The 22,311-nt window shown below is 69.6% G+C and carries 20 protein-coding genes; 13 read left to right on the plus strand and 7 right to left on the minus strand.

Features of this window, described 5'->3' with window-relative positions:
* Positions 1-72 precede the first annotated feature (72 nt).
* Both HWX00_RS29490 and mmsB read left to right on the plus strand, forming a co-directional pair.
* Positions 73-1,599, plus strand: a complete 1,527-nt coding sequence (locus HWX00_RS29490; protein WP_175027901.1) for a CoA-acylating methylmalonate-semialdehyde dehydrogenase — start codon at positions 73-75, stop codon at positions 1,597-1,599.
* Positions 1,600-1,612: 13 nt separating this feature from the next.
* The gene (gene mmsB / locus HWX00_RS29495; protein ID WP_059558268.1) at positions 1,613-2,503 is read left to right on the plus strand and encodes a 3-hydroxyisobutyrate dehydrogenase; all 891 of its coding nucleotides are present in this window, start codon (positions 1,613-1,615) and stop codon (positions 2,501-2,503) included.
* A gap of 131 nt (positions 2,504-2,634) precedes the next feature.
* On the opposite strand, the gene HWX00_RS29500 is transcribed toward mmsB, so the two are convergent.
* The 4 genes from HWX00_RS29500 to HWX00_RS29515 all read right to left on the minus strand — a co-directional run bounded on the left by HWX00_RS29500 (position 2,635) and on the right by HWX00_RS29515 (position 7,407).
* Positions 2,635-2,967, minus strand: coding sequence for a hypothetical protein (locus HWX00_RS29500; RefSeq protein WP_175027902.1), 333 nt, complete (start codon positions 2,965-2,967; stop codon positions 2,635-2,637).
* Positions 2,968-3,189: 222 nt separating this feature from the next.
* A complete protein-coding gene (locus HWX00_RS29505; RefSeq protein ID WP_175027903.1) occupies positions 3,190-5,583 on the minus strand; it encodes a c-type cytochrome in 2,394 nt (797 codons plus the stop codon).
* Positions 5,573-6,076 carry a (2Fe-2S)-binding protein gene (locus HWX00_RS29510; protein ID WP_175027904.1) on the minus strand — a complete coding sequence of 168 codons (504 nt, stop codon included), beginning with the start codon at positions 6,074-6,076 and terminating at the stop codon, positions 5,573-5,575. Before HWX00_RS29510 ends, HWX00_RS29505 begins: the two co-directional genes overlap by 11 nt.
* A 173-nt stretch (positions 6,077-6,249) precedes the next feature.
* Positions 6,250-7,407: an FAD-dependent monooxygenase gene (locus HWX00_RS29515; RefSeq protein WP_069705070.1), complete on the minus strand. Its 1,158-nt coding sequence runs from the start codon at positions 7,405-7,407 to the stop codon at positions 6,250-6,252.
* 296 nt (positions 7,408-7,703) lie between these two features.
* On the opposite strand from HWX00_RS29515, the gene HWX00_RS29520 reads away from it, so the two are divergent.
* The 5 genes from HWX00_RS29520 to HWX00_RS29540 all read left to right on the plus strand — a co-directional run bounded on the left by HWX00_RS29520 (position 7,704) and on the right by HWX00_RS29540 (position 13,509).
* Positions 7,704-8,456: a maleate cis-trans isomerase family protein gene (locus HWX00_RS29520; protein WP_034185887.1), complete on the plus strand. Its 753-nt coding sequence runs from the start codon at positions 7,704-7,706 to the stop codon at positions 8,454-8,456.
* A 26-nt stretch (positions 8,457-8,482) separates the two neighbouring features.
* Positions 8,483-9,313 (plus strand): alpha/beta fold hydrolase, encoded by an 831-nt coding sequence (locus tag HWX00_RS29525; RefSeq protein ID WP_175027905.1) that lies wholly within the window; start codon positions 8,483-8,485, stop codon positions 9,311-9,313.
* Between the two features lie 47 nt (positions 9,314-9,360).
* Entirely contained in the window at positions 9,361-10,401 is a 1,041-nt protein-coding gene (locus HWX00_RS29530; RefSeq protein ID WP_034185885.1) for a 2,5-dihydroxypyridine 5,6-dioxygenase NicX family protein, read from the plus strand.
* Positions 10,402-10,420: 19 nt separating this feature from the next.
* Positions 10,421-11,074 carry an isochorismatase family protein gene (locus HWX00_RS29535; RefSeq protein ID WP_175027906.1) on the plus strand — a complete coding sequence of 218 codons (654 nt, stop codon included), beginning with the start codon at positions 10,421-10,423 and terminating at the stop codon, positions 11,072-11,074.
* Positions 11,075-11,223: 149 nt separating this feature from the next.
* The gene (locus HWX00_RS29540) at positions 11,224-13,509 is read left to right on the plus strand and encodes a xanthine dehydrogenase family protein molybdopterin-binding subunit (RefSeq protein ID WP_175027907.1); all 2,286 of its coding nucleotides are present in this window, start codon (positions 11,224-11,226) and stop codon (positions 13,507-13,509) included.
* Between the two features lie 23 nt (positions 13,510-13,532).
* Here the strand turns inward: HWX00_RS29540 and HWX00_RS29545 are convergent, their stop codons facing one another.
* Complete coding sequence (locus tag HWX00_RS29545; protein WP_059558275.1) at positions 13,533-13,979, minus strand: MarR family winged helix-turn-helix transcriptional regulator; 447 nt, start codon at positions 13,977-13,979, stop codon at positions 13,533-13,535.
* A 535-nt stretch (positions 13,980-14,514) separates the two neighbouring features.
* Here HWX00_RS29545 and HWX00_RS29550 point away from each other — a divergent pair.
* Both HWX00_RS29550 and HWX00_RS29555 read left to right on the plus strand, forming a co-directional pair.
* Positions 14,515-15,822 (plus strand): MFS transporter, encoded by a 1,308-nt coding sequence (locus HWX00_RS29550; protein ID WP_175027908.1) that lies wholly within the window; start codon positions 14,515-14,517, stop codon positions 15,820-15,822.
* 272 nt (positions 15,823-16,094) lie between these two features.
* Positions 16,095-16,853: a DUF4397 domain-containing protein gene (locus tag HWX00_RS29555; RefSeq protein ID WP_034185880.1), complete on the plus strand. Its 759-nt coding sequence runs from the start codon at positions 16,095-16,097 to the stop codon at positions 16,851-16,853.
* 45 nt (positions 16,854-16,898) lie between these two features.
* Here the strand turns inward: HWX00_RS29555 and HWX00_RS29560 are convergent, their stop codons facing one another.
* Positions 16,899-17,447, minus strand: coding sequence for a DUF3005 domain-containing protein (locus tag HWX00_RS29560; RefSeq protein ID WP_034185879.1), 549 nt, complete (start codon positions 17,445-17,447; stop codon positions 16,899-16,901).
* 190 nt (positions 17,448-17,637) lie between these two features.
* Positions 17,638-17,904, minus strand: coding sequence for a hypothetical protein (locus HWX00_RS29565; protein WP_034185878.1), 267 nt, complete (start codon positions 17,902-17,904; stop codon positions 17,638-17,640).
* Between the two features lie 234 nt (positions 17,905-18,138).
* Here HWX00_RS29565 and HWX00_RS29570 point away from each other — a divergent pair, with 234 nt between their 5' ends.
* The 4 genes from HWX00_RS29570 to HWX00_RS29585 all read left to right on the plus strand — a co-directional run bounded on the left by HWX00_RS29570 (position 18,139) and on the right by HWX00_RS29585 (position 22,286).
* Positions 18,139-19,689, plus strand: coding sequence for an NCS1 family nucleobase:cation symporter-1 (locus HWX00_RS29570; RefSeq protein WP_175028884.1), 1,551 nt, complete (start codon positions 18,139-18,141; stop codon positions 19,687-19,689).
* Between the two features lie 23 nt (positions 19,690-19,712).
* Positions 19,713-20,441, plus strand: a complete 729-nt coding sequence (locus HWX00_RS29575; RefSeq protein WP_059558278.1) for an aspartate/glutamate racemase family protein — start codon at positions 19,713-19,715, stop codon at positions 20,439-20,441.
* A gap of 64 nt (positions 20,442-20,505) precedes the next feature.
* Positions 20,506-21,663 (plus strand): LysR family transcriptional regulator, encoded by a 1,158-nt coding sequence (locus HWX00_RS29580; RefSeq protein WP_175028883.1) that lies wholly within the window; start codon positions 20,506-20,508, stop codon positions 21,661-21,663.
* Between the two features lie 191 nt (positions 21,664-21,854).
* Positions 21,855-22,286 (plus strand): DUF1090 family protein, encoded by a 432-nt coding sequence (locus HWX00_RS29585; RefSeq protein WP_034185874.1) that lies wholly within the window; start codon positions 21,855-21,857, stop codon positions 22,284-22,286.
* The last annotated feature ends 25 nt before the right edge of the window (positions 22,287-22,311 follow it).

The raw sequence follows: 22,311 nt of genomic DNA on the forward strand, positions 1-22,311 counted from the left end.
CTCCGCCGTGCGTGCACGCGCGGCGGAAGCAGGCGCCCTTTGTCATCGCCCCACCGTTTTCCGGAGAGTTCCATGAACGCCGCAGTTCCCCAGACCACCCTCGCCCTGCCCACCGCCAAGCTGCTGATCGACGGCGCGTTCGTCGACTCGCGAAGCGCCGAATGGGGCGACATCGTCAACCCCGCGACGCAGGAAACGATCGGCCGCGTGCCGTACGCGACGCTCGACGAGGTCGATGCCGCGATCGCGTCCGCGCAGCGCGCGTTCCAGACCTGGAAGACGACGCCGATCGGTGCGCGGCTGCGCATCATGCTGAAATTCCAGGATCTCGTGCGCCGCAATCTCGAACGGATCGCGCATACGCTGACCGCCGAGCAAGGCAAGACGCTGCCCGACGCGCAGGGCGACATCTTCCGCGGCCTCGAAGTCGTCGAGCATGCATGCTCGATCGGCACGCTGCAGCAGGGCGAGTTCGCGGAGAACGTCGCGGGCGGCGTCGACACGTATACGCTGCGCCAGCCGATCGGCGTGTGCGCGGGCATCACGCCGTTCAACTTCCCCGGGATGATCCCGCTGTGGATGTTCCCGATGGCGATCGTCTGCGGCAACACGTTCGTGCTGAAGCCGTCGGAGCAGGACCCGCTGTCGACGATGCAGCTCGTCGAACTCGCGATCGAGGCAGGCGTGCCGCAAGGCGTGCTGAACGTCGTGCACGGCGGCAAGACGGTGGTCGACCGCCTGTGCACGCATCCGGACATCAAGGCGATCTCGTTCGTCGGCTCGACGCGCGTCGGCACGCACGTGTACAACCTCGGCAGCCAGCACGGCAAGCGCGTGCAGTCGATGATGGGCGCGAAGAACCACGCGGTCGTGCTGCCCGATGCGCACCGCGAGCAGTCGATCAACGCGCTCGTCGGCGCGGGCTTCGGCGCGGCCGGCCAGCGCTGCATGGCGACGTCGGTCGTCGTGCTGGTCGGCAAGGCGCGCGACTGGCTGCCCGAGCTCGTCGAGAAGGCGAAGGCGCTGAAGGTCAATGCGGGCCACGAACCGGGCACCGATGTCGGCCCGGTCGTGTCGAAGGCCGCGCATGCGCGCATCACCGCGCTGATCGAAGCAGGCGTGAAGGCCGGCGCGACGCTCGAACTCGACGGCCGCGACGTGAAGGTGCCCGGCTACGAGCAGGGCAACTTCGTCGGCCCGACGATCTTCTCGGGCGTGACGACCGACATGTCGATCTATACGGAAGAAATCTTCGGGCCGGTGGTGGTCGTGCTCGAAGCCGACACGCTCGACGACGCGATCGCGCTCGTCAACCGCAACCCGATGGGCAACGGCGTGGGCCTGTTCACGCAGAGCGGCGCGGCCGCGCGCAAGTTCCAGAGCGAGATCGACATCGGCCAGGTCGGCATCAACATCCCGATCCCGGTGCCAGTGCCCTACTTCAGCTTCACCGGTTCGCGCGGCTCGAAGCTCGGCGATCTCGGGCCGTACGGCAAGCAGGTCGTGCAGTTCTACACGCAGACCAAGACGGTCACCGCGCGCTGGTTCGACGACGACGCGACGGCCGGCGGCGTGAACACGACGATCGCGCTGCGTTGACCGGAGCCTGCACATGGAAATCGCATTCATCGGGCTCGGCAACATGGGCGGCCCCATGGCCGCCAACCTGCTCAAGGCCGGCCATGCGCTGACGGTGTTCGACCTCGACGCGCACGCGGTCGATGCCGCGCTGCGCGCGGGCGCGACGGCGGCCGGCTCGCCGCGCGAAGCGGCGGCGCACGGCGCCGTCGTGATCACGATGCTGCCGGCCGCGCAGCACGTGCGCACCGTCTATCTCGGCGACGACGGCGTGCTGGCCGGCGCACGCGCCGGCGCGACGCTGATCGACTGCAGCACGATCGATCCCGGCACCGTGCGCGCGGTGGCCGACGCCGCCGCGCAACGCGGCTTCCCGCTCGCCGACGCACCGGTATCGGGCGGCACCGGCGGCGCGCAGGCCGGCACGCTGACCTTCATGGTCGGCGCGGACGGTGCGCTGTTCGAGCGCATCCGCCCCGTGCTGCTCGACATGGGCAAGAACGTCGTGCATTGCGGCGGCACGGGTACCGGACAGATCGCGAAGATCTGCAACAACCTGCTGCTCGGGATCTCGATGATGGGCGTGTCGGAAGCGATGGCGCTCGGTGCGGCGCTCGGCATCGATCCGGCCGTGCTGGCCGGCATCATCAACACGTCGACCGGCCGCTGCTGGAGTTCGGATACGTACAACCCGTATCCGGGCGTGAGCGAGACGGCGCCGGCCGCGCGCGGCTATGCGGGCGGCTTCGCGGCGAACCTGATGCTGAAGGACCTCGGGCTCGCGACCGAGGCCGCGCGGAGCGCGCATCAACCGGTGTGGATGGGCGCGCTCGCGCAGCAGCTTTACCAGTCGATGAGCCAGCAGGGGCTCGGCACGCTCGACTTCTCCGCGTGCGTGAAGCTGTACGAGGCGCAGCCGGCCTGACCCGCACGGCCGACGCCGCACGTGCACCGACCCGCGACGGGCGGGTCCGGCCTCGCGGGTCGGTCTGCATACAGGGGGAGGAATGCGGGCGCCGGGCCGGGCGCAGGCGGTGCGACCGCACCGCCGTTCGTTCAGCCGCGCGGGTTCGAGGCCGTCTCGAAGGTCGGATGGCACTCGAACGCGAGTTCGGAGCGCGCGTCGACACGGCGGCCGCCGGTCAGCGATTCCGTCTTCATGCTCGCGCGCATCCCGCGCTGCGTGCAGTAGTTGGTGGCTTCGTTGACGGCCTTCTCGTGGGCGTCGGCCCACGTCGTCGACACGCCGACCGTGCGCGTCGTCACGGTGTACACGTTCGGGTTCGACGTCGCGGTCACGTCGGAAGCGGTCGAACACGCGGCGAGCAAGCATGCGGCAGCCGCGACGGTCAACCATCGCAGGGTTCGAAAAGAGACTGGAAGGGACATGGGGGCAAGCGCACGCCGTCCGACGTGCATTGAGCAACATAGGCGACAGTATGCCTGCCCGATCGCCGGAGATCATGCCCCTTTCAGTGAACACATTGTTTCGAATGGTTAAACGATGGCCGATTCAGGCAAGATTTACAGCCATCGCCAGCGACCGTTTTCGTCGGACAGGTCATTTCGCCCTGCCCCATGCCGGTCCGGCCGCTCACATCGGTGCGACGGTCAATGCACGCCCGCCTGGCGGATCCTCGCTGAGGTTTCCGCCAGATTGCGCCACGCCGGCTGCCCCGGCGCGTAGCGCGCCCGGATGTAGGCGGCCAGCTCGGCCATCTGGCGGTCGTCGAAGGCCTCGCCGAAGCCCGGCATGTAGCCGAGATGGTCGGTCGCCGGCTGGGCGATCCCGTGGTGCAGCACGCGCAGCAGGTTGTCCGGCGCCGCCTGGCTGACGCTCGTGTTGAGCCCCATCAGCGGACGCACGCCGAAATGCCCGACGCCGCCCGATTCCGCATGACAGACCGCGCACGCCGCGTCGAACGCGCGGCGGCCGTTCTCGAGGCCGAGCGTCGCGACGGTTTCCGCGCCGCGCATCTGGCGGGTCGCCGCGTCCGCGGCGAGCGCGGCATCGACGGGCGGCGACAGCGACGCCAGATAGTGCGCGATCGCCCGGACGTCGTGCTCGGGCAGCGCCGCGAGCCCCGCGACGACCGGCGCCATCGGCCCGGCCGCGACGCCGTGCTGCGCCGAGAAGCCCGTGCGCAGATAGTCGAACAACGCGCCTTCGGTCCACGGCACGGGCGAAGCCGGCGACGCGACGAGCGGCGGCGCGACCCATCCCTCGGCTTCGCCGCCCGACAGGTAGGCCAGGCCGCCCTTCTCCGCACCGAGCGCGTTGCGCGGCGTATGGCATGCGCCGCAGTGCCCGGCGCCGTCGACCAGATACTTGCCGCGATTCCACATCGCCGAGCGCGCCGGGTCCGGCGCAAACGGCCGCGCGTCGTGATACAGCCAGTTCCAGCCGGCAACGAGACGCCGCCGGTCGAGCGGGAACGGCAGCTTGGTCGGCGGCGGCACGTGCTTCACCGGCGGCTGCGACATCAGGTACGCATAGAGCGCGAGCAAGTCGGGCTCGCTCAGCTTCGCGAACGCCGTATAAGGGAACGCCGGGTACAGGTGCGTGCCGTCGCGCGAGATGCCTTCTCGCATCGCGCGGGCGAACGCCGGATATGACCAGGCGCCGATGCCGGTTTCCGGATCGGGCGTGAGGTTCGTCGTGTAAATGGTGCCGAACGGCGTATCGAGCGCAAGCCCGCCAGCGTTGGTCGCGCCGCCGGGCGCCGTGTGGCACACCGCGCAATCGCCGGCGAGGGCAACCTGGCGGCCACGTTCGAGGGTCGCGGCGCTCCACATCGCGCCGTCCGCGCCGCCGGGCGCAATCGGTGCAATCGGCGCGTGCCCGGGCAGGATCGCGCACGCCAGCCCGAGCAGCCCGCCGACCACACCGCCCGCCCCTGCGCCGGCCAGCCAGCGGCGCCAGCGCGACGCGCGGCGCGGGCCCGCATGCAACCCGCCGGCGGCATCGACCGGCACCGGTTGCGCAAGCGCCGCGCGAATCCGCGCGGCATCGAACGGCGGCGCACGAAAACGCACGCCCGTCGCGTCGTACAGCGCGTTCGCGATCGCAGCCGCGGCCGGCGCGGCCGCCTGTTCGATCCGCCGCGCATCGTGTCCGGACAGCTCGCCGGGCGCACGGGGCGCCGCTGCGTCGGATACAGCCAGCTCGAGCGCGATCGCGTCCGGCTGCGCGTCGGCCCCGGTTTCGTCATGCGCGGGACGCGCGGTCAGCCGCGTCCCCATCACGCGCGAAATCGCCGCTTCGATCTGCCACGCGGGCACGCCGACCGTCGACGCGTCGCCCGGCTCGCCGACGCCCTGTCCAGCCACGACGCGCCGCACCGCGACGCCGCCCGTCGCACGGTCGACATCGAGATCGACGACCCAGGCGGACCAGTGCGGATCGCCGTCATGACGGGTGTCGCCGGATTCGGCCGCGGGCTCGCCGTCGAAGGCGAAGCCGCGACCGCTGAGCGTCGACGGCGGGGTCGCGCGGGCCGCGACCGGTGCGCCCCACGCGGCGCGCTCGCTGACCATCCGGATGGTCTCGCGCGGCCCCGCATCCCGCGCGGCATCGAGATGCTGCATCCGCAGCGCGACCGGGTCGCGCCGCAACGCGCCGGCGAGCTCGTCGACGAAGGATTCGCGGGCAAAGGCGTGCGCGTGGCCGGGAATCGCTGCGCCGGCATCGGCCAGCTCGATCGACGTCCGCGCGTGCCGGTAGACGAACGGCGACGCCGGGCCCGCATCCGTTCGCGCGTCTTCAGCCCCGCGAGCATCGTGCCCAGCCGCGCCGGCCGCCTGCGCGCGATAGCGCCAGGCCATCATCCGCCCGTCGGGTGCGGTCTGCGTTTCGATATCGAACGATGCACGCGCGTGCGCGTCGCCGATCGGCCATTCGTAGCGCGCGCGGTGCGCATGCGATGCCTCGGCGGCAGTTGCGTCGCGCGTGTCGGGCGCCGCCGCGCGCTCCGGCTGCGCAGGCAGGCGCGCATCACGCTTCATCGCCGTCTCGCAGATAACGTGCGGCGCGATGCACCGCACGGATGATCTCCAGATGCGTGCCGCAGCGACACAGGTTGAAGCGCAACGCGTCGCGGATCGCCGCGTCGTCGGGCGCGCGGTTGCGTTCGAGCAGCACCTTCGCGCTCATGATCATCCCGTTCAGGCAATAACCGCATTGCGCGGCCTGCTCCTCGACGAACGCGCGCTGGATCGGATGCAGCGCGTCGCGCGAGCCGAGCCCTTCGAGCGTCGTGACGTCGCGCCCGTTCGCGGCGGCGGCCGGCACGACGCACGAGCGGGTCGCCTGCCCGTCGACGAGCACCGTGCACGCCCCGCACTGCCCGAGCCCGCAGCCGTATTTCGGGCCGTTGAGCGCGCAGTCGTTGCGCAGGACCAGCAGCAGCGGCGCGTCGGGTGCGGCCTCGTCGAAGGTGTGCGGCGTGCCGTTCACGCGAAACGCCAGCGGCCGCGACGGAGATGCGGGATGGGACATTGAATGGATCCGGAATGCGGCGTGCCGGCCGTGACGGCCGGCGACGGGCACGGCCGCCGGCTGGCACCCGCCGGCGCGCCCCTGACATATAACACGCCGAAATGCGCACGTACCTGCGCGCCACGATTCCCGCGACGGCCAGGCGCCGGCCCGGCGCGGGCACCGTGGACGCGTCAGGCCGCGGCCGCCACGTTGCCGCGCGACGGCGCGACGAGCGGCACGTCGAACACGTCGTAACCGAATACCCACGACGGATCCTCGTTCGTGCGCAGCCACGTATTGTTGTGCGACACGCGCTGCACTTTCGACGCGCGTGCCGCACGGTTCGCCTCGTACAGCGCGAACGCGCCCGCGTAGTCGCCGACGCCGACTTCGTCGAGACAGCGCGCGAGCATCGCGGCATCCTCGATGGCCATCGCCGCGCCCTGCGCCATGTGCGGCTTCATCGGATGGCATGCGTCGCCGAGCAGCACGAGACGGCCACGGCTCCACAACGGCAGCGGATCGCGCTCGAGCAGCGGCCACTTGGTGATCGACGGCGAAACGTCGATCAGGTGCTGGATGTCGGCGTGAAAACCCGCGAACGCCTCGCGCATCTCGTCGCGGCTGCTGTCGACCATCGACACGCCCTCGGGCCACTCGGCCTGCGGCACGCCGGTCACGTAGTAGTACTCGTCGCGCTTCTCGGTCACGTAGTAGACCATCATGTGGCGATCCTCGGACCACCACTTCACGCACATGTCGTACGGCTTGTTGCCGAGCAGCGACGCCGGGAACACCGCGCGGTGCGCGACATAACCCGTGTAGCGCGGCGGTTCCGCGCCGAGCAGATGCTCGCGGATCCGCGAATTCACGCCGTCCGCACCGATCACGATGTCGGCCGTCTCGACGCTGCCGTCGGCGAACGTCAGGCGCACCGCATCGCCGGTGTCCTCGACCGCCGCGAGCCGCTTGCCGAAGCGGATCGTGCCGGGCGTGACCGCCTGCGTCATCAATGCATGGAAATCGCCGCGGTGCACGGTCAGGTAGCTCGCCCCGTACGTCTTGCGCGCGTAGTCGCCGAGCGGGATCTGCGACAGCACGTCGGCCGTCCGCCAGTCGCGGCTGTACCAGCAATCCGGATGCGAACCCATCGTCTCCAGCGCGTCCTCGCAGCCGATGCGCCGCATGATCTTCATCACGTTCGGGCCGAGATGGATGCCCGCGCCGAGGCGCGAAAAAGCGGGCGCCTGCTCGTACAGCGCGACGTCGTAACCGCCGCGCTGCAGCAGCGCAGCCGCGGCCGTGCCGCCGAGACCGGCGCCGATGATTGCGATACGGGGTTTGCTCATGCGGATCTCCTGATCGTGAGCCCGGCGCCGAACACGGCACGGATACGGGCGGATTGAATGGCGTTTATGTAGCGTACACACTCAATTTATTCAGGACAAGCGGATTGTTTGGCGTCTCTGTCACATACGGGAAAACACCAATAATTCCTCGTATATCCATCTATACAAACAGGCATTTCACGCGTGACCTCATTTTGATCCATTGCCATTTTCAAATGTACACACTAGACTTTGCTCGACATCCGGCGATCCCGCACCTGCGTGCCGCCCTCCCTTACCGACACGGAGCCCCCGTCATGAGCAAGACCTACCGCATCGGCCAGATCGTGCCGAGTTCCAACACGACGATGGAAACCGAGATCCCGGCGATGCTGCGGCTGCGCGAAACGATCCGTCCCGAGCGCTTCACGTTCCATTCGAGCCGGATGCGGATGAAGAAGGTCGTCAAGGAAGAACTCGCGGCAATGGATGCCGAATCCGACCGCTGCGCGGTGGAACTGAGCGATGCGCGCGTCGACGTGCTCGGCTACGCCTGCCTCGTCGCGATCATGGCGATGGGGCACGGCTACCACCGCGTGTCGCAGGCGCGCCTCACGAAACACACGGCCGACAACGGCGCGCGGGCGCCCGTGCTGACGAGCGCGGGTGCGCTCGTCGACGCGCTGAAGGTGATCGGCGCGAAGCGCATCGTCGTCGTCGCGCCGTACATGCTGCCGCTGACCGAACTCGTGGTCGACTACATCCGCCACGAAGGCTTCGACGTGCTCGCCTACCGCGCGCTGGAGATTCCCGACAATCTCGACGTCGGCCGCCACGATCCGGCGCGCCTGCCCGACATCGTGAAGACGCTGCCGTACCAGGACGCCGATGCGATCGTGCTGTCCGCGTGCGTGCAGATGCCGTCGCTGCCGGCCGTCGCGAAGGTCGAGGCGATGACGGGCAAGCCGGTCGTCACGGCCGCGATCGCGACCACCTACGCGATGCTGCGCGAGCTCGATCTCGAACCCGTCGTGCCGGGCGCCGGCGCGCTGCTGTCCGGCGCGTACTGAGCGCGCCCTTCGAACGGAGTCCCTTCATGTCCTCGACCTTCCTCTACGGCGCGAACATCCGCGCGAACGGCATCCGCCAGCACTACCTGCGCTATGGCGGCACGGCCGGCGCGCGCGCGTCGCGCCCGGCGATCGTGCTGATCCCCGGCATCACGAGCCCCGCGATCACGTGGGGCTTCGTCGGCGAAACGTTCGGCGCGGCATTCGACACCTACGTGCTCGACGTGCGCGGCCGCGGGCTGTCGGACGCGTCGCCGTCGCTCGACTACAGCCTCGACGCACAGGCGGACGACATCGCGGCGCTGGTCGCCGCGCTCGGCCTGCCGCGCACGAGCCTCGTCGGCCATTCGATGGGCGCGCGGATCGCCGCGCGCGCGACGCGGCGCGGCATCCGCGGGCTCGAATCGGTCGTGCTCGTCGACCCGCCCGTCTCGGGCCCGAACCGCCGCGACTATCCGGGCAAGCTGCCGTGGTACATCGACTCGATGGCGCTGGCCCGCGCGGGCACCGACGCCGACGGGATGCGCGTGTTCTGTCCGACCTGGACCGATGCCGAACTGCAGTTGCGCGCCGAATGGCTGCATACCTGCGACGAACGCGCGGTGCGCGCTTCATACGAGGGATTCCATACCGACGATTTCCACGCGGATGCCGCGCAGCTGGCCGTGCCGTCGCTGCTGATCACGGCCGAGCGCGGCGACGTGGTGCGCGACGACGATGTCGCCGAACTGCAGCGCGCGACGCCGTCGATGCGGCACGTGCGCGTGCCCGACGCCGGCCACATGATTCCATGGGACAACGCGGCGGGCTTCTACGCGGCGTTCGGCGACTTCCTCGGCGCGCCGCTCGCGGCCTGACCGCCCGACGCCCGCCCCTTTTCTTCACGCCATAACCGGAGCCGACGATGCCCGTCAGCGATACCCAACTGATCGACGCGTGGAAGCAGGTGCTCACGCTGTCGCGCCTCGAACCGGGCCAGACCGTCACGATCCTGACGAGCGCGGCCACCCATCCGCAGACGCTGTCGTGCGCGCTGATCGCGACGCAATCGATGGGCGCGATCGTCAACCGGCTCGACCTGCCGCCGGTGAACGGCGACAAGGCATTCAGCCGCGACCCGCTCGCCTATCTCGGCACGACGCCGCTGACCGGCAACAAGGCCGCGATCGCCGCGCTGCGCGAGAGCGACCTCGTGCTCGACCTGATGACGCTGCTGTTCTCGCCCGAACAGCACGCGATCCTGAAATCGGGCACGAAGATCCTGCTCGCGGTCGAGCCGCCCGAAGTGCTCGTGCGGATGGTGCCGACGCCGGCCGACCGCACGCGCGTGCTCGCCGCCGCGAAGACCATCGCCGCCGCCCGCGAGATGCGCGTGACGTCGGCGGCCGGCACCGCGCTCGTGTGCCCGCTCGGCGAATTCCCGCCGACGGCCGAATACGGCTTCGTCGACGCGCCGGGCCGCTGGGACCACTGGCCGAGCGGCTTCGCGCTGACCTACCCGAACGACCGCACCGCGCGCGGCACGATCGTGATCGATCGCGGCGACATCCTGCTGCCGCAGAAGCACTATGTGACCGAACCGATCGCGCTGACGGTCGAGGGCGGTTATGCGACGCGCATCGAAGGCGGCGTCGACGCCGACCTGCTGCGCGACTACATGGAAACGTTCGCCGATCCCGAAGGCTATGCGATTTCGCATATCGGCTGGGGGCTGCAGCCGCGCGCGCGCTGGTCGACGCTCGGGCTGTACGACCGCGAGGCGACGATCGGGATGGATGCGCGCGCGTTCGAAGGCAACTTCCTGTTCTCGCTCGGCCCGAACAACGAAGGCGGCGGCACGCGCACGACCACCTGCCACATCGACATCCCGCTGCGCCGCTGCACGGTCGAACTCGACGGCGAAACCGTCGTGCGCGACGGCCGCGTGACCGACCAACCCGCCTGACCGACGAGCACCCGACACCATGAACGATCTTTCCCGTCACGCCGAAGCGAACGTGTATCGCCAGCAGGGTTTCGGCACGCCGCTGCCGCCGCACGGCAACATCGGCCTGCTGATCGTCGATTTCGTGGTCGGCTTCGCCGATCCCGCGACGTTCGGCGGCGGCAACATCGCGCCCGCGATCGCACGCACGACGCATGCGCTCGCGCTGGCCCGCGCGCGCGGCTGGCCCATCGCGCACAGCCGCATCGTGTATGCCGACGACGGCAGCGACGACAACGTGTTCTCGCTGAAGGTGCCCGGCATGGCGACGCTGACCGAGCATCACCCCAACAGCGCGATCGTGCCCGAACTCACGCCCGCGCCGGGCGAACTCGTCGTGCGCAAGACCGTGCCGTCGGCGTTCTTCGGCACGCAGCTGGCGCCGTGGCTCGCGCAGCGCGCGGTACAGACGCTGCTCGTCGCGGGTGCCGTGACGAGCGGCTGCGTGCGCGCGAGCGTCGTCGACGCGATGTCGCACGGCTTCCGTCCGCTGGTGCTCGCCGATTGCGTCGGCGATCGCGCGATCGCGCCGCACGACGCGAACCTGTTCGACATGCAGCAGAAATATGCAGCCGTGCTGCCGCTCGACGACGCGATCGCGGCGATCGATGCCGCACCGGCCCGCACGCGCTGAGTCGCGACCGGTCGCGGGCGGCACCGGCATCGCCCGCGATTGACGCTGCGCTTTTGGCGGCCTAGATTCGCTTCACGCACGCCGCCGCCCGAACGCTCCCCGACGCCACCGCCCGCGGGCCGCGCCGCCCCCGACAGGACACCTCCCCCGTGAACCGCTCCGAACTGCTCGCGCGCAACGGCTGCCTGACCGTGATCCGGCCACCCGCGCCGCCCGTCAAGCCGGCCCCCGGCCAGCCGGGCAGCCTGTCGTCCTACGTGCCGGCATGGCCCGAAGTCTTCGTCGCGATTCTCGACGACGGCCGCATCCTCGCGTTCAACGGCCACGTCGATCTCGGCACCGGCATCCGCACGTCGCTCGCGCAGATCGTCGCCGAGGAACTCGACGTGCCGGCCGCGCGCGTGACGATGGTGCTCGGCGACACGGCCGCGACACCGAACCAGGGCCCGACCATCGCGAGCGCGACGATCCAGATTTCCGCGACGCCGCTGCGCTGCGCGGCCGCGCAGGCGCGCCATGCGCTGCTGGCCCTTGCCGCCGGGCGATTCGGTGTCGATGCGGCGCGCCTGAGCGTCGACGATGGAACGATTTCGGCCGACGGGCAGGCGATCACGTTCGCCGCGCTCGTCGCCACGCGCCGGATCGCGCTGACGCTCGACCTGACTACGCGCACGAAGGACCCCGCGCATTACCGGCTCGTCGGCCGGTCATCGCCGCGTGTCGACCTGCCCGCGAAGGCGACCGGCGAGCTCACGTTCGTGCACGACATGCGCGTGCCGGGCATGCTGCACGGCCGCGTCGTGCGGCCGCCGTACGCGGGCCACGACAGCGGCGCATTCGTCGGCACGTCGCTCGTCGACATCGACCGTGCATCGGTGGCCGACGTGCCGGGGCTCGTGGCCGTCGTCGCGCTCGGCGATTTCGTCGGCGTCGTCGCCGAGCGCGAGGAACACGCGATCCGCGCGGCGCGCCAGCTGCGCGTGACGTGGCGGCCGCATCCCGCGCTGCCGCCGCTCGACGATCCGGCCGCCGCCATCGCCGCGGCGCCGGCCGCGCGCCGCGTGCTGCTCGACGAAGGCGACGTCGATGCCGCGCGAACGCAACCGGACACGATCACGCTGTCGCGCACCTATGCGTGGCCGTTCCAGATGCACGGCTCGATCGGCCCGTCCTGCGCGCTCGCCGACTATCGCGAACCGGGCGACGGGCGGATCACCGTCTGGTCCGGCACGCAGAACCCCGTGTCGCTGCGCCACGACCTCGCGACGCTCGTCGCGCGCGACGAAGCCGATTTCGACGTCGTGCGGATGGAGGCGGCCGGCTGCTACGGCCGCAACGGCGCGGACGACGTGTGCGGCGATGCGCTGCTGCTGTCGCGCGCGATCGGCCGCCCGGTGCGCGTGCAGTTGTCCCGCGCGGACGAGCACCTGTGGGAACCGAAAGGCACGGCCCAGCTGATGCAGGTCACCGGCACCGTCACACGCGACGGCCGCCTGCTCGGCTACGACTTCACGACACGTTATCCGTCGAACGACGCGCCGCTGCTCGCGGCGCTGCTGACCGGCGCGATCGCGCCCGAGCCGCGCGTGTTCGAAATGGGCGACCGCACGGCCGTGTCGCCGTATGCGAGCCCCCATCGCCGCTTCGTCTGCGAGGATCTCGCGCCGCTCGTGCGCGCGTCATGGCTGCGCGGCGTATCGGCGCTGCCGAACTCGTTCGCGCACGACGCATTCGCCGACGAATGCGCGGCGCTGACCGGCATCGATCCGCTCGCGTTCCGGCTGCGCCATCTGCAGGACGCGCGCGCCGCCGAGCTGCTGCAGGCCGTGGCCGACCGCGCGGGCTGGACGCCGCGCGCGCGGCGCCCGCCTCACGAACACGACGGGTCGCGGCACGTGCGCGGCCGCGGCATCGCCTACGCACGCTACGTACACAGCCGCTTCCCGGGATTCGGCGCGGCGTGGTCGGCGTGGATCGTCGACCTGAGCGTCGATCGCGTATCGGGCGACATCCGCATCGAACGCGTGACGGTCGGCCAGGACACGGGCACGATGATCAATCCGGATGGCGTGCGCCACCAGATCCACGGCAATGTGATCCAGGTCTTGAGCCGTACGCTGAAGGAGCGCGTACGGTTCGCGGACGGCAAGGTCGCGTCGCGCGAATGGGCCGGCTATCCGATCCTGACGTTCGCGGAAGTACCGGACGTCGATGTCGTCCTGATGCCGAGGCAGGGCGAGCCGCCGCTCGGCGCCGGCGAATCGGCGTCGGTGCCGGGCCCCGCCGCGGTTGCCAACGCGTTGTTCGATGCGACCGGCGTGCGGTTCCACGCGCCGCCGTTTACGCCCGAGACGGTGCGCGCCGCGTTGCGCGAAGCCGGCCGGCTGATGCGCGCCGACGAAGCCGGCGCATCCGTCGCGGCGGGCGCGACGTAAGCCGGGCCCGCGCTGCCGGCATGTCACGCGTCGCCGTCTTCGTCCATCATCTTGCGCAGCAGGAACTGCAGCGCGACACGTTCGCCCGGATTGAGCGCGCCGTACGTGCGCTCCGTCACCTGCCGCGCGAACGGCACCGTGCGGTCGATCAGCGCGAGGCCGGGCGCGGTCGCGCGCACGAGCAGCTTGCGGCCGTCGTTCGGGTCGGGCAGCACCTCGATCAGCGCGCGCGCCTTCAGACGCTCGACGACGCCACGGATCGTCGCCTGGTCGATCGCGGTCGCCTTGACGATGTCGTTCAGCGAGCACGCCTGCCGCTCCTTGACCGCGCACAGCGTCACGAACTGCGCGGCCGTGAGGTCCGAATCGGGGATCGCTTCCTGAAAGATCGACACGTGCCGCTGATACGCGCGGCGCAGCAGGTGCCCGACCTGGTCGTGAAAGTCGTAGGAATCCTTGGAAGAAGCCATGAACGTGCAGGCCCGTGCCGCGTGTCAATGAAAGACAAGCAGTGTACACCCTCAAATCGGTGCAATCGGCGGGCGGAGCGTTGCGTCATTGCGGTGCATCAGGATTCGCCGCATCGGGCACGCCCCGCTCCCGACGCTGCCTCCGGCAGCAGCGGATCGCTCGATCACGGCACCCGCTCGACGGCCGCCGCGCGCGTCCGCAGCGGCTGCCGCATGCACACTCGCACGTGATGGCCGGCTTTCGCGCACACACTGCTTTTTTGAGCGCATACGCACGAATTTCGTGCATGCCGCCGTACCCGGATCGATCTTTTAAGCGCACACTAAACATTGCAAAAAACCGCTTCATAAACGCGGTTTTTCACTCGCAAACGCTTTCCTCCCGGCGGCCGGATTCATGCCTGTTCGATTCGGTATTTTCTAGTGTGTACGCTATTTAATTGCCGTGATATACAGACTCCGGGGCGCAGCGAAAACACCGCGCGCGTCGATCGAGCCACCCATTCATCCGTCACACTCGAACAGGGGCAGTCCCATGTCTACCGTACACCCGAGCGCCGCCGTTTCCGCCGACGACGCGCTGCACGGCCCGCTTTATCGCAAGGTCACGCTGCGCCTCATCACCCTCTTCTGCCTGTGCTACTTCGCGGCCTATCTCGACCGCATCAACATCGGCCTCGCGAAACTCCAGATGCTCGACGCGCTGAAGTTCAGCGACACCGTGTACGGCCTCGGCGCCGGCCTGTTCTTCGGCGGCTACATCCTGTTCGAAGTCCCGAGCAACCTGGTGCTGCAACGCGTCGGCGCGAAGCTGTGGATCGCGCGGATCATGATCACGTGGGGCCTGCTGTCGGGTGCAACGATGTTCGTGCATACGCCGATGCAGTTCTACCTCGTGCGCTTCCTGCTCGGCGCCGCCGAGGCCGGCTTCCTGCCGGGCGTGCTGCTGTACCTGACGCAGTGGTATCCCGATGCGCGCCGCGCGCGGATCGTCGCGCTGTTCATGGTCGGCCTGCCGCTGTCGAGCATGATCGGCAGCCCGATCTCCGGCTGGATCATGCGCGCGTTCGACGGCGTGCACGGGCTCGGCGGCTGGCAGTGGCTGTTCCTGCTCGAGGCGCTGCCGTCGGTCCTGCTCGGCTTCGCGGTGCTGCGCTGGCTGCCCAACAACATCGAATCCGCGCAATGGCTGAACGCCGACGAGAAACGCGCGCTGCGCGCGAATCTCGACGCCGATCCCGCCGGCAACAAGAGCCATGCGCTCGGCAAGGCATTCTCCGATCCGAAGGTGTGGGCGCTCGGCCTGATCGACCTGTGCGTCCTGCTCGGCCTGTACGCGGTGAGTTTCTGGCTGCCGACGATCCTGCGCGACACCGGCGTGAAAGACGCGTATCACATCGGCTGGCTGATGGTGATCCCGAATGCCGCCGCCGTGCTCGCCACGCTGTACTGCGGCGCAAGCTCCGATCGTGTGCGCGAACGCCGCTGGCATATCGTCGTGCCGTTCATGGTGTCGGCCGTCGCGCTGGCGGTCGCGGCCTCGTCGCCGCACGGCACGCTCGGAACGGTGCTGCTGTTCTCGCTGATCAACGCGGGCGCGGCGGCCGCGATGCCGGTCGTCTGGGCACTGCCGTCGACGTTCCTGAAGGGCTCTGCCGCTGCCGGCGGGATCGCATTCGCGTGCTCGATCGCGAACCTCGGCGGGTTCGGCAGCACGTACTTCATCGGCTGGCTGCGCGACACGTTCCATTCCCAGAGCGCGGGGCTGTATGGCTTCGCCGCGTACATGGTGGTCGGCTGCGCACTCGCGCTCGCGTATCCGGCCAGGCTCGTGAACCGCTGACGCATCGCGTCGCCCGCGCGACGCTGTCTTTTTTACAACCGCGCCGGCCGCGCGACCCGCCCCGCCCCCCGCCCCTCCCGCGCACGCCGCCGCACCGGCGTGCGCCCCCGCCGTCATCCAGCGGGATTCCCCGCACAGGCACATCGCTTGCGCCATCCCCGCGTCCGCCTTCCCGGCGGTCGACATCCTTCCCTCAACCGGCGCTGCGCACCGCGCGACGCTTCGCGCGGCGGTCCCGCATCGTCAGCAGGTTCCCTGAACGAGAGGACAACATGAAATCAATACGAACGGTAGCGGCCCTGTGCTCAATCGTTTCCGTGCTTGCGGCGTGTGGCGGCGACGACGCCGGCACCGAACTCGGTATCTCGAAGCCGCAGGCGCGCTTCATCAACGCGGTGCCGGCCGGCCCGAATCTCGACTACTACCTGAATGCGAAGATCGACCAGGCGGGCGTCGCCTACAAGGGCGTGACGCGCTATCACGACATCGACTCCGGTACGCAAAACGCGAGCTACGACGTCTCGGGCACGACGACGACCATCGCCGCGCAATCGTTCGGCGCGTCGAACGGCCACCACTACACGACGATCGCGCTGCCGAGCACGACGTCGCTGATCTCCGTGATCGACGATCCGTACGACAAGGGCCTGCTGTCCGACAAGGCGCGCGTGCGCAGCTTCAACGCGTCGCCGAACGCGCAGAACGTCGACGTGTACGTCGTCCCGCCGGGCACCGACATCACGACGCAAAGCCCGACGATGGCGGGCGCGGCCTACCAGAACGCGGTGCCGGCCACGACGCAGGATTCGACCTACCTGAACGGCGGCAGCTACCAGGTGATCGTCACGACGGCCGGCAGCAAGTCGCCGATCCTCAAGACCGCACCGGTGACCATCAACAACAATGCCGACTGGCTGCTGCTGACGATTCCGTCGGGCGGGGTCGGCGACGTGACGCCGAACGACATTCACGTGCTCGTCGCGCAGGGCAACGACGCCGATACGTCCGCGCAGGAGCTCGGTCCGCAATAAGGACCGCCGACGGTCGCGGCGGCCGCCGCGACCGCGCCCCGCGCATCAGTCGACGCGCTCGAGACGGATCACGTGCTCGGCGCGCGTACCGTCGCCGTGTTCGACATCGACATCGCCGACATGGCGCACGCGCCAGCCCGGCCGCGTCGCGATCTGCGGCAGGTTGCCGGACGGCCGGCTCTCGATCCCGGCGAGCCCTTCGTCCGGCGTCTCGACTGCGTCGTCCAGCGACGCGTTCGAGTAAATCACGTTGTCCTGAAGTTCCGACGCACCGGTGCGCGCCTCCATGCCCTTGCCGTCGACATCGACCGTGTTGTCGGTCATCGCCATGTTCGCGTTGTCGAGCGTGACGATCCGGCCGGCGGCCCGGCGCACGGGATCGCCGCTGTCGACCGCATGCGCGTCGACGTCGATCGGCGGCAGGCCGGTCGGCATTTTCCCGGCGATCGCCTCCGGCGTCATCGGATGCCGCGCCACCTGCGCGGCCTGGGTCGCGGCATCCGGCATGTCGCCCGCCGCCGGCGTCTTCACCGGGCTCTTCTCGATCTGTTCCCGTTGCTTTTCCGGGGTCGGGTTTGATTCCGCGTTCTGCATCGCACCTCCTTGCCCGGCCCGCCAGCGCCGGCGTCATGCCGTCGCCGCCGGTCCGGAAAGCGCTACAACCGTCCTTGCAAATCTTTCATGCGGCCGGCCACGCGCACGCACGCCGCCGGGCGCCGCACGCAAAAAAGCGGACGGCACACCCGCACGCAGCCGGCGCGCCGCCCGTCCGGTCAAGCGCTCGTCAGCCGCCGCTGGCGCCGCCCGGCGCGGAGGCCGCGCCCGGCAGGCTCGCGCCGCTGTCTCCGCTGCTGCCGGCCGCTCCGCTGCTCGGCGTGCCCGACGGCGCGGTGGACGGCGCGGCCGACATGCCGCCCGTCGCGCCGGCGTCCGAACTGGCCCCGCCGCCGTTGTCGCCCTTCTTCTGGCAGCCCGCGCCCGCCGCCAGGCCCGCAATCAGGATGCCGGCGAAGACGGCTCGCGATACGTGACGAAATGAATATCGCTGCATGACACCTCCGCTGATGTCGATGTGGATGGAACCCGCTGACCCGCAATTTGCGTGCCGCCGCCCGGCCGCCGCGGCCGCGCGCGCTCCATTCATTTTTCAAATGACACCCAGCCGAATATTTAATTTCCCATCGCCGCGACCGCCTTCCATACTCGCGAACAAATCCGAGACATAACGTCCACGGCGGCCCGGGCCGGCACGGCGTACCCACGCCGCCGGTTTCGCGCCCCGCACATGGAAGGAGACAATGGCGTGCAACTGGAAGCCACCCACCGCCCGGGCATCGTGCTCGGCGCGGACGACGCATCGCATCGAACCGATCCGGCCGCGCGCGACCCCGCGCTGAGCCCGCGGCTGCACAATCCCGACCTCGCGCCGACCCGGGCCGAAGGCCGGACGTGGGGCCGCTACAGCATCTTTGCGCTGTGGACCAACGACGTGCACAACATCGCGAACTACTCGTTCGCGATCGGGCTGTTCGCGCTCGGCCTGTCGGGCTGGCAGATGCTCGCGTCGCTCGCGATCGGCGCGGTGCTCGTGTACTGCTTCATGAACCTCACCGGCTACATGGGCCAGAAGACCGGCGTGCCGTTCCCGGTGATCAGCCGGATGAGCTTCGGCATCTACGGCGCGTTGCTGCCCGCGATGATCCGCGCGGTGATCGCGATCGCGTGGTTCGGCATCCAGACCTATCTCGCGTCCGTCGTGCTGCGCGTGCTGCTTACCGCGATCTGGCCCGGCCTCGCCGCGTTCGACCAGAATGCGATCTTCGGGCTGTCGACGCTCGGCTGGATCACGTTCGTCGCGATCTGGCTCGTGCAGATCGGCATCCTCACGTACGGGATGGAAATGGTCCGCAAGTACGAGGGGCTCGCGGGCCCGGTGATCCTCGTCACGACGCTGTCGCTCGCCGCGTGGATGTTCAGCCGCACGGGCGGCCATCTCGCGATGTCGATCGGCAAGCCGATGACGGGCGTGAAGATGTGGACGGAAATCTTCGCGGGCGGCTCGCTGTGGCTCGCGATCTACGGCACGCTGGTGCTCAACTTCTGCGATTTCGCCCGTTCGTCGCCGAGCGCGAAGACGGTGCGCGTCGGCAACTTCTGGGGCCTGCCGGTCAACATCCTCGTGTTCGCGACGATCAGCTTCGTGCTGGCCGGCGCGCAGTTCAAGCTGAACGGCCACATCATCCACAGCCCGACGGAGATCATCGCGACGGTGCCGAACAAGCTGTTCCTGGTGCTCGGCTGCCTCGCCTTCCTGATCGTGACGGTCGCGGTGAACATCATGGCGAACTTCGTCGCACCGGCCTTCGTGCTCACGAGCCTCGCGCCGCACCGCCTGTCGTTCCGCCGCGCGGGCCTGATCAGCGCGACGATCGCGGTGCTGATCCTGCCATGGAACCTGTACAACAGCCCGATCGTGATCGTCTACTTCCTGTCGGGCCTCGGCGCGCTGCTCGGCCCGCTGTACGGGATCATCACGGTCGACTACTGGCTCGTGCGCAAGCAGCGCGTGAACGTGCCCGACCTCTACACCGAAGCGCCGAGCGGCGCCTACTTCTACACGCGCGGCGTGAACCGCAAGGCGCTCGCGGCGCTCGTGCCGTCCGCGCTGATCTCGATCACGCTCGCGGTCGTGCCGGCCTTCAGTGCGATGACACCGTTCTCCTGGCTGCTCGGCGCGGCGATCGCGGGCAGCGTGTACTGGCTGCTGGCCGATCGCAAACGGCAATACGAGGAGCGCTCGGGCGAACCCATCGCGGTCGACTGCGCGCAACACTGACACACACGCACACGGAGCCACCGATGAGAATCCTGGTAGTCAACGTCAACACGACCGAGTCGATCACCGACGCGATCGCCGCGCAGGCGCGGGCCGTCGCATCGCCCGGCACGGAGATCGTCGGGCTCACGCCGCGCTTCGGCGCGGAATCGATCGAAGGCAACTTCGAGAGCTACCTCGCGGCGATCGCCGTGATGGACCGCGTGTCGAGCTACGACGAACCGTACGACGCGGTGATCCAGGCCGGCTACGGCGAACACGGCCGCGAAGGCCTGCAGGAGCTGCTGACGGTGCCCGTCGTCGACATCACCGAAGCGGCCGCGAGCGTCGCGATGCTGCTCGGCCATCGCTACTCGGTCGTCACGACGCTCGACCGCACGGTGCCGCTGATCGAGGATCGCCTGAAGCTGGCCGGGCTCGATGCGCGCTGCGCGTCGGTGCGTGCCAGCGGCCTCGCGGTGCTCGAACTCGAGGAGAACCCGGCCCGCGCGATCGAGTCGATCGTCGGCCAGGCGCAGCGCGCGGTGCAGGACGACCGCGCGGAAGTGATCTGTCTCGGTTGCGGCGGGATGGCCGGCCTCGACCGGCAGATCGAGGAATGCACGGGCGTGCCGGTCGTCGACGGCGTATCGGCCGCGGTCGCGCTCGCCGAGTCGCTGGTCCGCCTGAAGCTGAAGACGTCGAAGGTCCGCACGTACGCGCCGCCGCGCCCGAAGCGGATCGTCGGCTGGCCGGGAGCCTTCGCAAAATGACACCAGGCCGCCGGCCGGCAGTCGCGTCGCGCGCGGTCACGGTATCGCCGGGAGACGGATCGGCATGCGGGACCCGCTAGACCCGACCACCCTGCCGCGCGACGCGGCCGACGCCACGGGCGCGCTCGACGTGCTCGATGCGCGGCTGATGCGCATCCTGCTCGTGCTGCTGACCGAGCGCACCGTGTCGCGTGCGGCCGTGCGCCTGAACATGTCGCAGCCGGCGACGAGCGCCGCGCTCAAGCGCCTGCGCACGCTGCTCGGCGATCCGCTGCTGGTACGCAGCCGCTACGGGATGGTGCCGACCGAGTTCGGAGCGCGGCTGATCGAGCCGCTGCGCAACGCACTGCGCGTGATCGACTTCATCCGCATCCAGCAGCCGACGTTCGACGCACGCACGTCGGTGCGCACCTACCGGATCGGCTGCCCCGACTACCTGAACGTGCTGTTCGTGCCGAAGCTCGTCGCGCTGTTCCGCGAGCGCGCGCCGAACGCGCAACTCGTCTTCCATCCGCTTGGCGACGGTTTCGACGACGAGCGTGCGCTGGCCGACGGCGAGCTCGACGTCGTGATCGACAACCGCCCCGCACGCCGGTCGCGCTTCCGGCAGGACGACCTGTTCGACGACCGCGTCGTGTGCCTGATGCGCGCGACGCATCCGCTCGCGCGGCGCGGCGCGATGACGGCCGCCGACTTCGTGGCGGCGCCGCAGCTGTGCCCGACGCCGTCGTGGCTCGAAGCGTCCGGCGCGATCGACCGGCAGCTCGAACGCGTGGGCCTGCAACGGCGGATCGTCGTCACGCTGCCGCACTTCGAGCTTGCCGCGCACGCGCTCGTCCGCACCGATATGATCCTCACGACCCCGTACCGGCTCGCGCGGCACTATGCGAAGCTGCTGCCGCTCGCCGCGATCGCGCTGCCGGCCGAACCGCCGGACATCGTGTACCGGATGACGTGGAACGAAGCGGGATCGTGCGCCGAGGGCGTGAGCTGGCTGCGCGGGCTGATCGCGGAGGCGACGCACGCATGGCTCGAGGCTGAAGCGATGCTGCCGGCGGTCGCGGCGGTCGCCGCCGCCGGCTTGCCCGCACCGCTCGCGCCATCCGAGTCCGAACCGCCGCGACGGCCGCGCGCACGCCGGACCACGCGCTGCCGTACCGGGCGGCAGCCGTTCGTCGCGCGTGTCGCGCGTCATGCGCGTCTCACGACGAAATCGCACTGACGCCATTGACGCATACCTCACGTCGTCGCATCGATGGTGCCCGCGCCGCGCGCTGTCGATCGCATGTCAGACTGATCCTATTTACCCGCCCGGGTCCGCCTTGCACAATGCGGACCGACGAACGGCCATGCGTCGTCTCGCACACCGCCGGCCGCATGCGCTGTCGCCGGCAACATACCGAGGAATCCCCGATGAAAGGCCCCCTGACCGCCATCACGCTTGCACTTGCAACGCTCGCCAGCCCGCCCGCGACGGCCGACACGCAGGACTGCGCGACACGCATCCGCGCGCTGCAGACGCAGATCGACTACGCGAAACTGCACGGCAATACGCAACAGGCCATGCGCCAGCAAGCCGCGCTTGACGCGATCGGTGCGAACTGCACGGACGCCGGCCAGCTTGCGCGCGCCGAACGCAAGGTACGCGACGAGCAGCGCGATCTCGCGAAGGCACGCGACGAGGCGCACGAGGCGGAAGCCGCGGTGCGACAAGCGGAAACGCGCGATGACGCGGGCAAGCTCGCGAAGGCGCAGCGCAAGCTCGCCGACAAGCAGCGCAAGCTGCGCGACGCAACGCGTGCGCTGCACGACGCGGAAACCAGCCGCGATGCGCTGAAGCACTGACGAGGCACCGGACAGCGCACCGTGT

Source organism: Burkholderia seminalis DSM 23518 (assembly GCF_902832885.1).
GTDB lineage: Bacteria > Pseudomonadota > Gammaproteobacteria > Burkholderiales > Burkholderiaceae > Burkholderia > Burkholderia seminalis.

What these genes read in the sequence shown, in the direction of transcription:
- HWX00_RS29545 (WP_059558275.1), bottom strand. Translation starts at nt 13,979, where the DNA reads ATGGCTTCTTCCAAGGATTCCTACGACTTTCACGACCAGGTCGGGCAC.
- HWX00_RS29500 (WP_175027902.1), bottom strand. Translation starts at nt 2,967, where the DNA reads ATGTCCCTTCCAGTCTCTTTTCGAACCCTGCGATGGTTGACCGTCGCG.
- HWX00_RS29560 (WP_034185879.1), bottom strand. Translation starts at nt 17,447, where the DNA reads ATGCAGAACGCGGAATCAAACCCGACCCCGGAAAAGCAACGGGAACAG.
- HWX00_RS29565 (WP_034185878.1), bottom strand. Translation starts at nt 17,904, where the DNA reads ATGCAGCGATATTCATTTCGTCACGTATCGCGAGCCGTCTTCGCCGGC.
- HWX00_RS29530 (WP_034185885.1), top strand. Translation starts at nt 9,361, where the DNA reads ATGCCCGTCAGCGATACCCAACTGATCGACGCGTGGAAGCAGGTGCTC.
- HWX00_RS29570 (WP_175028884.1), top strand. Translation starts at nt 18,139, where the DNA reads ATGGAAGGAGACAATGGCGTGCAACTGGAAGCCACCCACCGCCCGGGC.
- HWX00_RS29585 (WP_034185874.1), top strand. Translation starts at nt 21,855, where the DNA reads ATGAAAGGCCCCCTGACCGCCATCACGCTTGCACTTGCAACGCTCGCC.
- HWX00_RS29510 (WP_175027904.1), bottom strand. Translation starts at nt 6,076, where the DNA reads ATGTCCCATCCCGCATCTCCGTCGCGGCCGCTGGCGTTTCGCGTGAAC.
- HWX00_RS29555 (WP_034185880.1), top strand. Translation starts at nt 16,095, where the DNA reads ATGAAATCAATACGAACGGTAGCGGCCCTGTGCTCAATCGTTTCCGTG.
- HWX00_RS29515 (WP_069705070.1), bottom strand. Translation starts at nt 7,407, where the DNA reads ATGAGCAAACCCCGTATCGCAATCATCGGCGCCGGTCTCGGCGGCACG.
- HWX00_RS29525 (WP_175027905.1), top strand. Translation starts at nt 8,483, where the DNA reads ATGTCCTCGACCTTCCTCTACGGCGCGAACATCCGCGCGAACGGCATC.
- HWX00_RS29550 (WP_175027908.1), top strand. Translation starts at nt 14,515, where the DNA reads ATGTCTACCGTACACCCGAGCGCCGCCGTTTCCGCCGACGACGCGCTG.
- HWX00_RS29520 (WP_034185887.1), top strand. Translation starts at nt 7,704, where the DNA reads ATGAGCAAGACCTACCGCATCGGCCAGATCGTGCCGAGTTCCAACACG.
- HWX00_RS29490 (WP_175027901.1), top strand. Translation starts at nt 73, where the DNA reads ATGAACGCCGCAGTTCCCCAGACCACCCTCGCCCTGCCCACCGCCAAG.
- HWX00_RS29505 (WP_175027903.1), bottom strand. Translation starts at nt 5,583, where the DNA reads ATGAAGCGTGATGCGCGCCTGCCTGCGCAGCCGGAGCGCGCGGCGGCG.
- HWX00_RS29535 (WP_175027906.1), top strand. Translation starts at nt 10,421, where the DNA reads ATGAACGATCTTTCCCGTCACGCCGAAGCGAACGTGTATCGCCAGCAG.
- HWX00_RS29580 (WP_175028883.1), top strand. Translation starts at nt 20,506, where the DNA reads ATGCGGGACCCGCTAGACCCGACCACCCTGCCGCGCGACGCGGCCGAC.
- HWX00_RS29575 (WP_059558278.1), top strand. Translation starts at nt 19,713, where the DNA reads ATGAGAATCCTGGTAGTCAACGTCAACACGACCGAGTCGATCACCGAC.
- mmsB (WP_059558268.1), top strand. Translation starts at nt 1,613, where the DNA reads ATGGAAATCGCATTCATCGGGCTCGGCAACATGGGCGGCCCCATGGCC.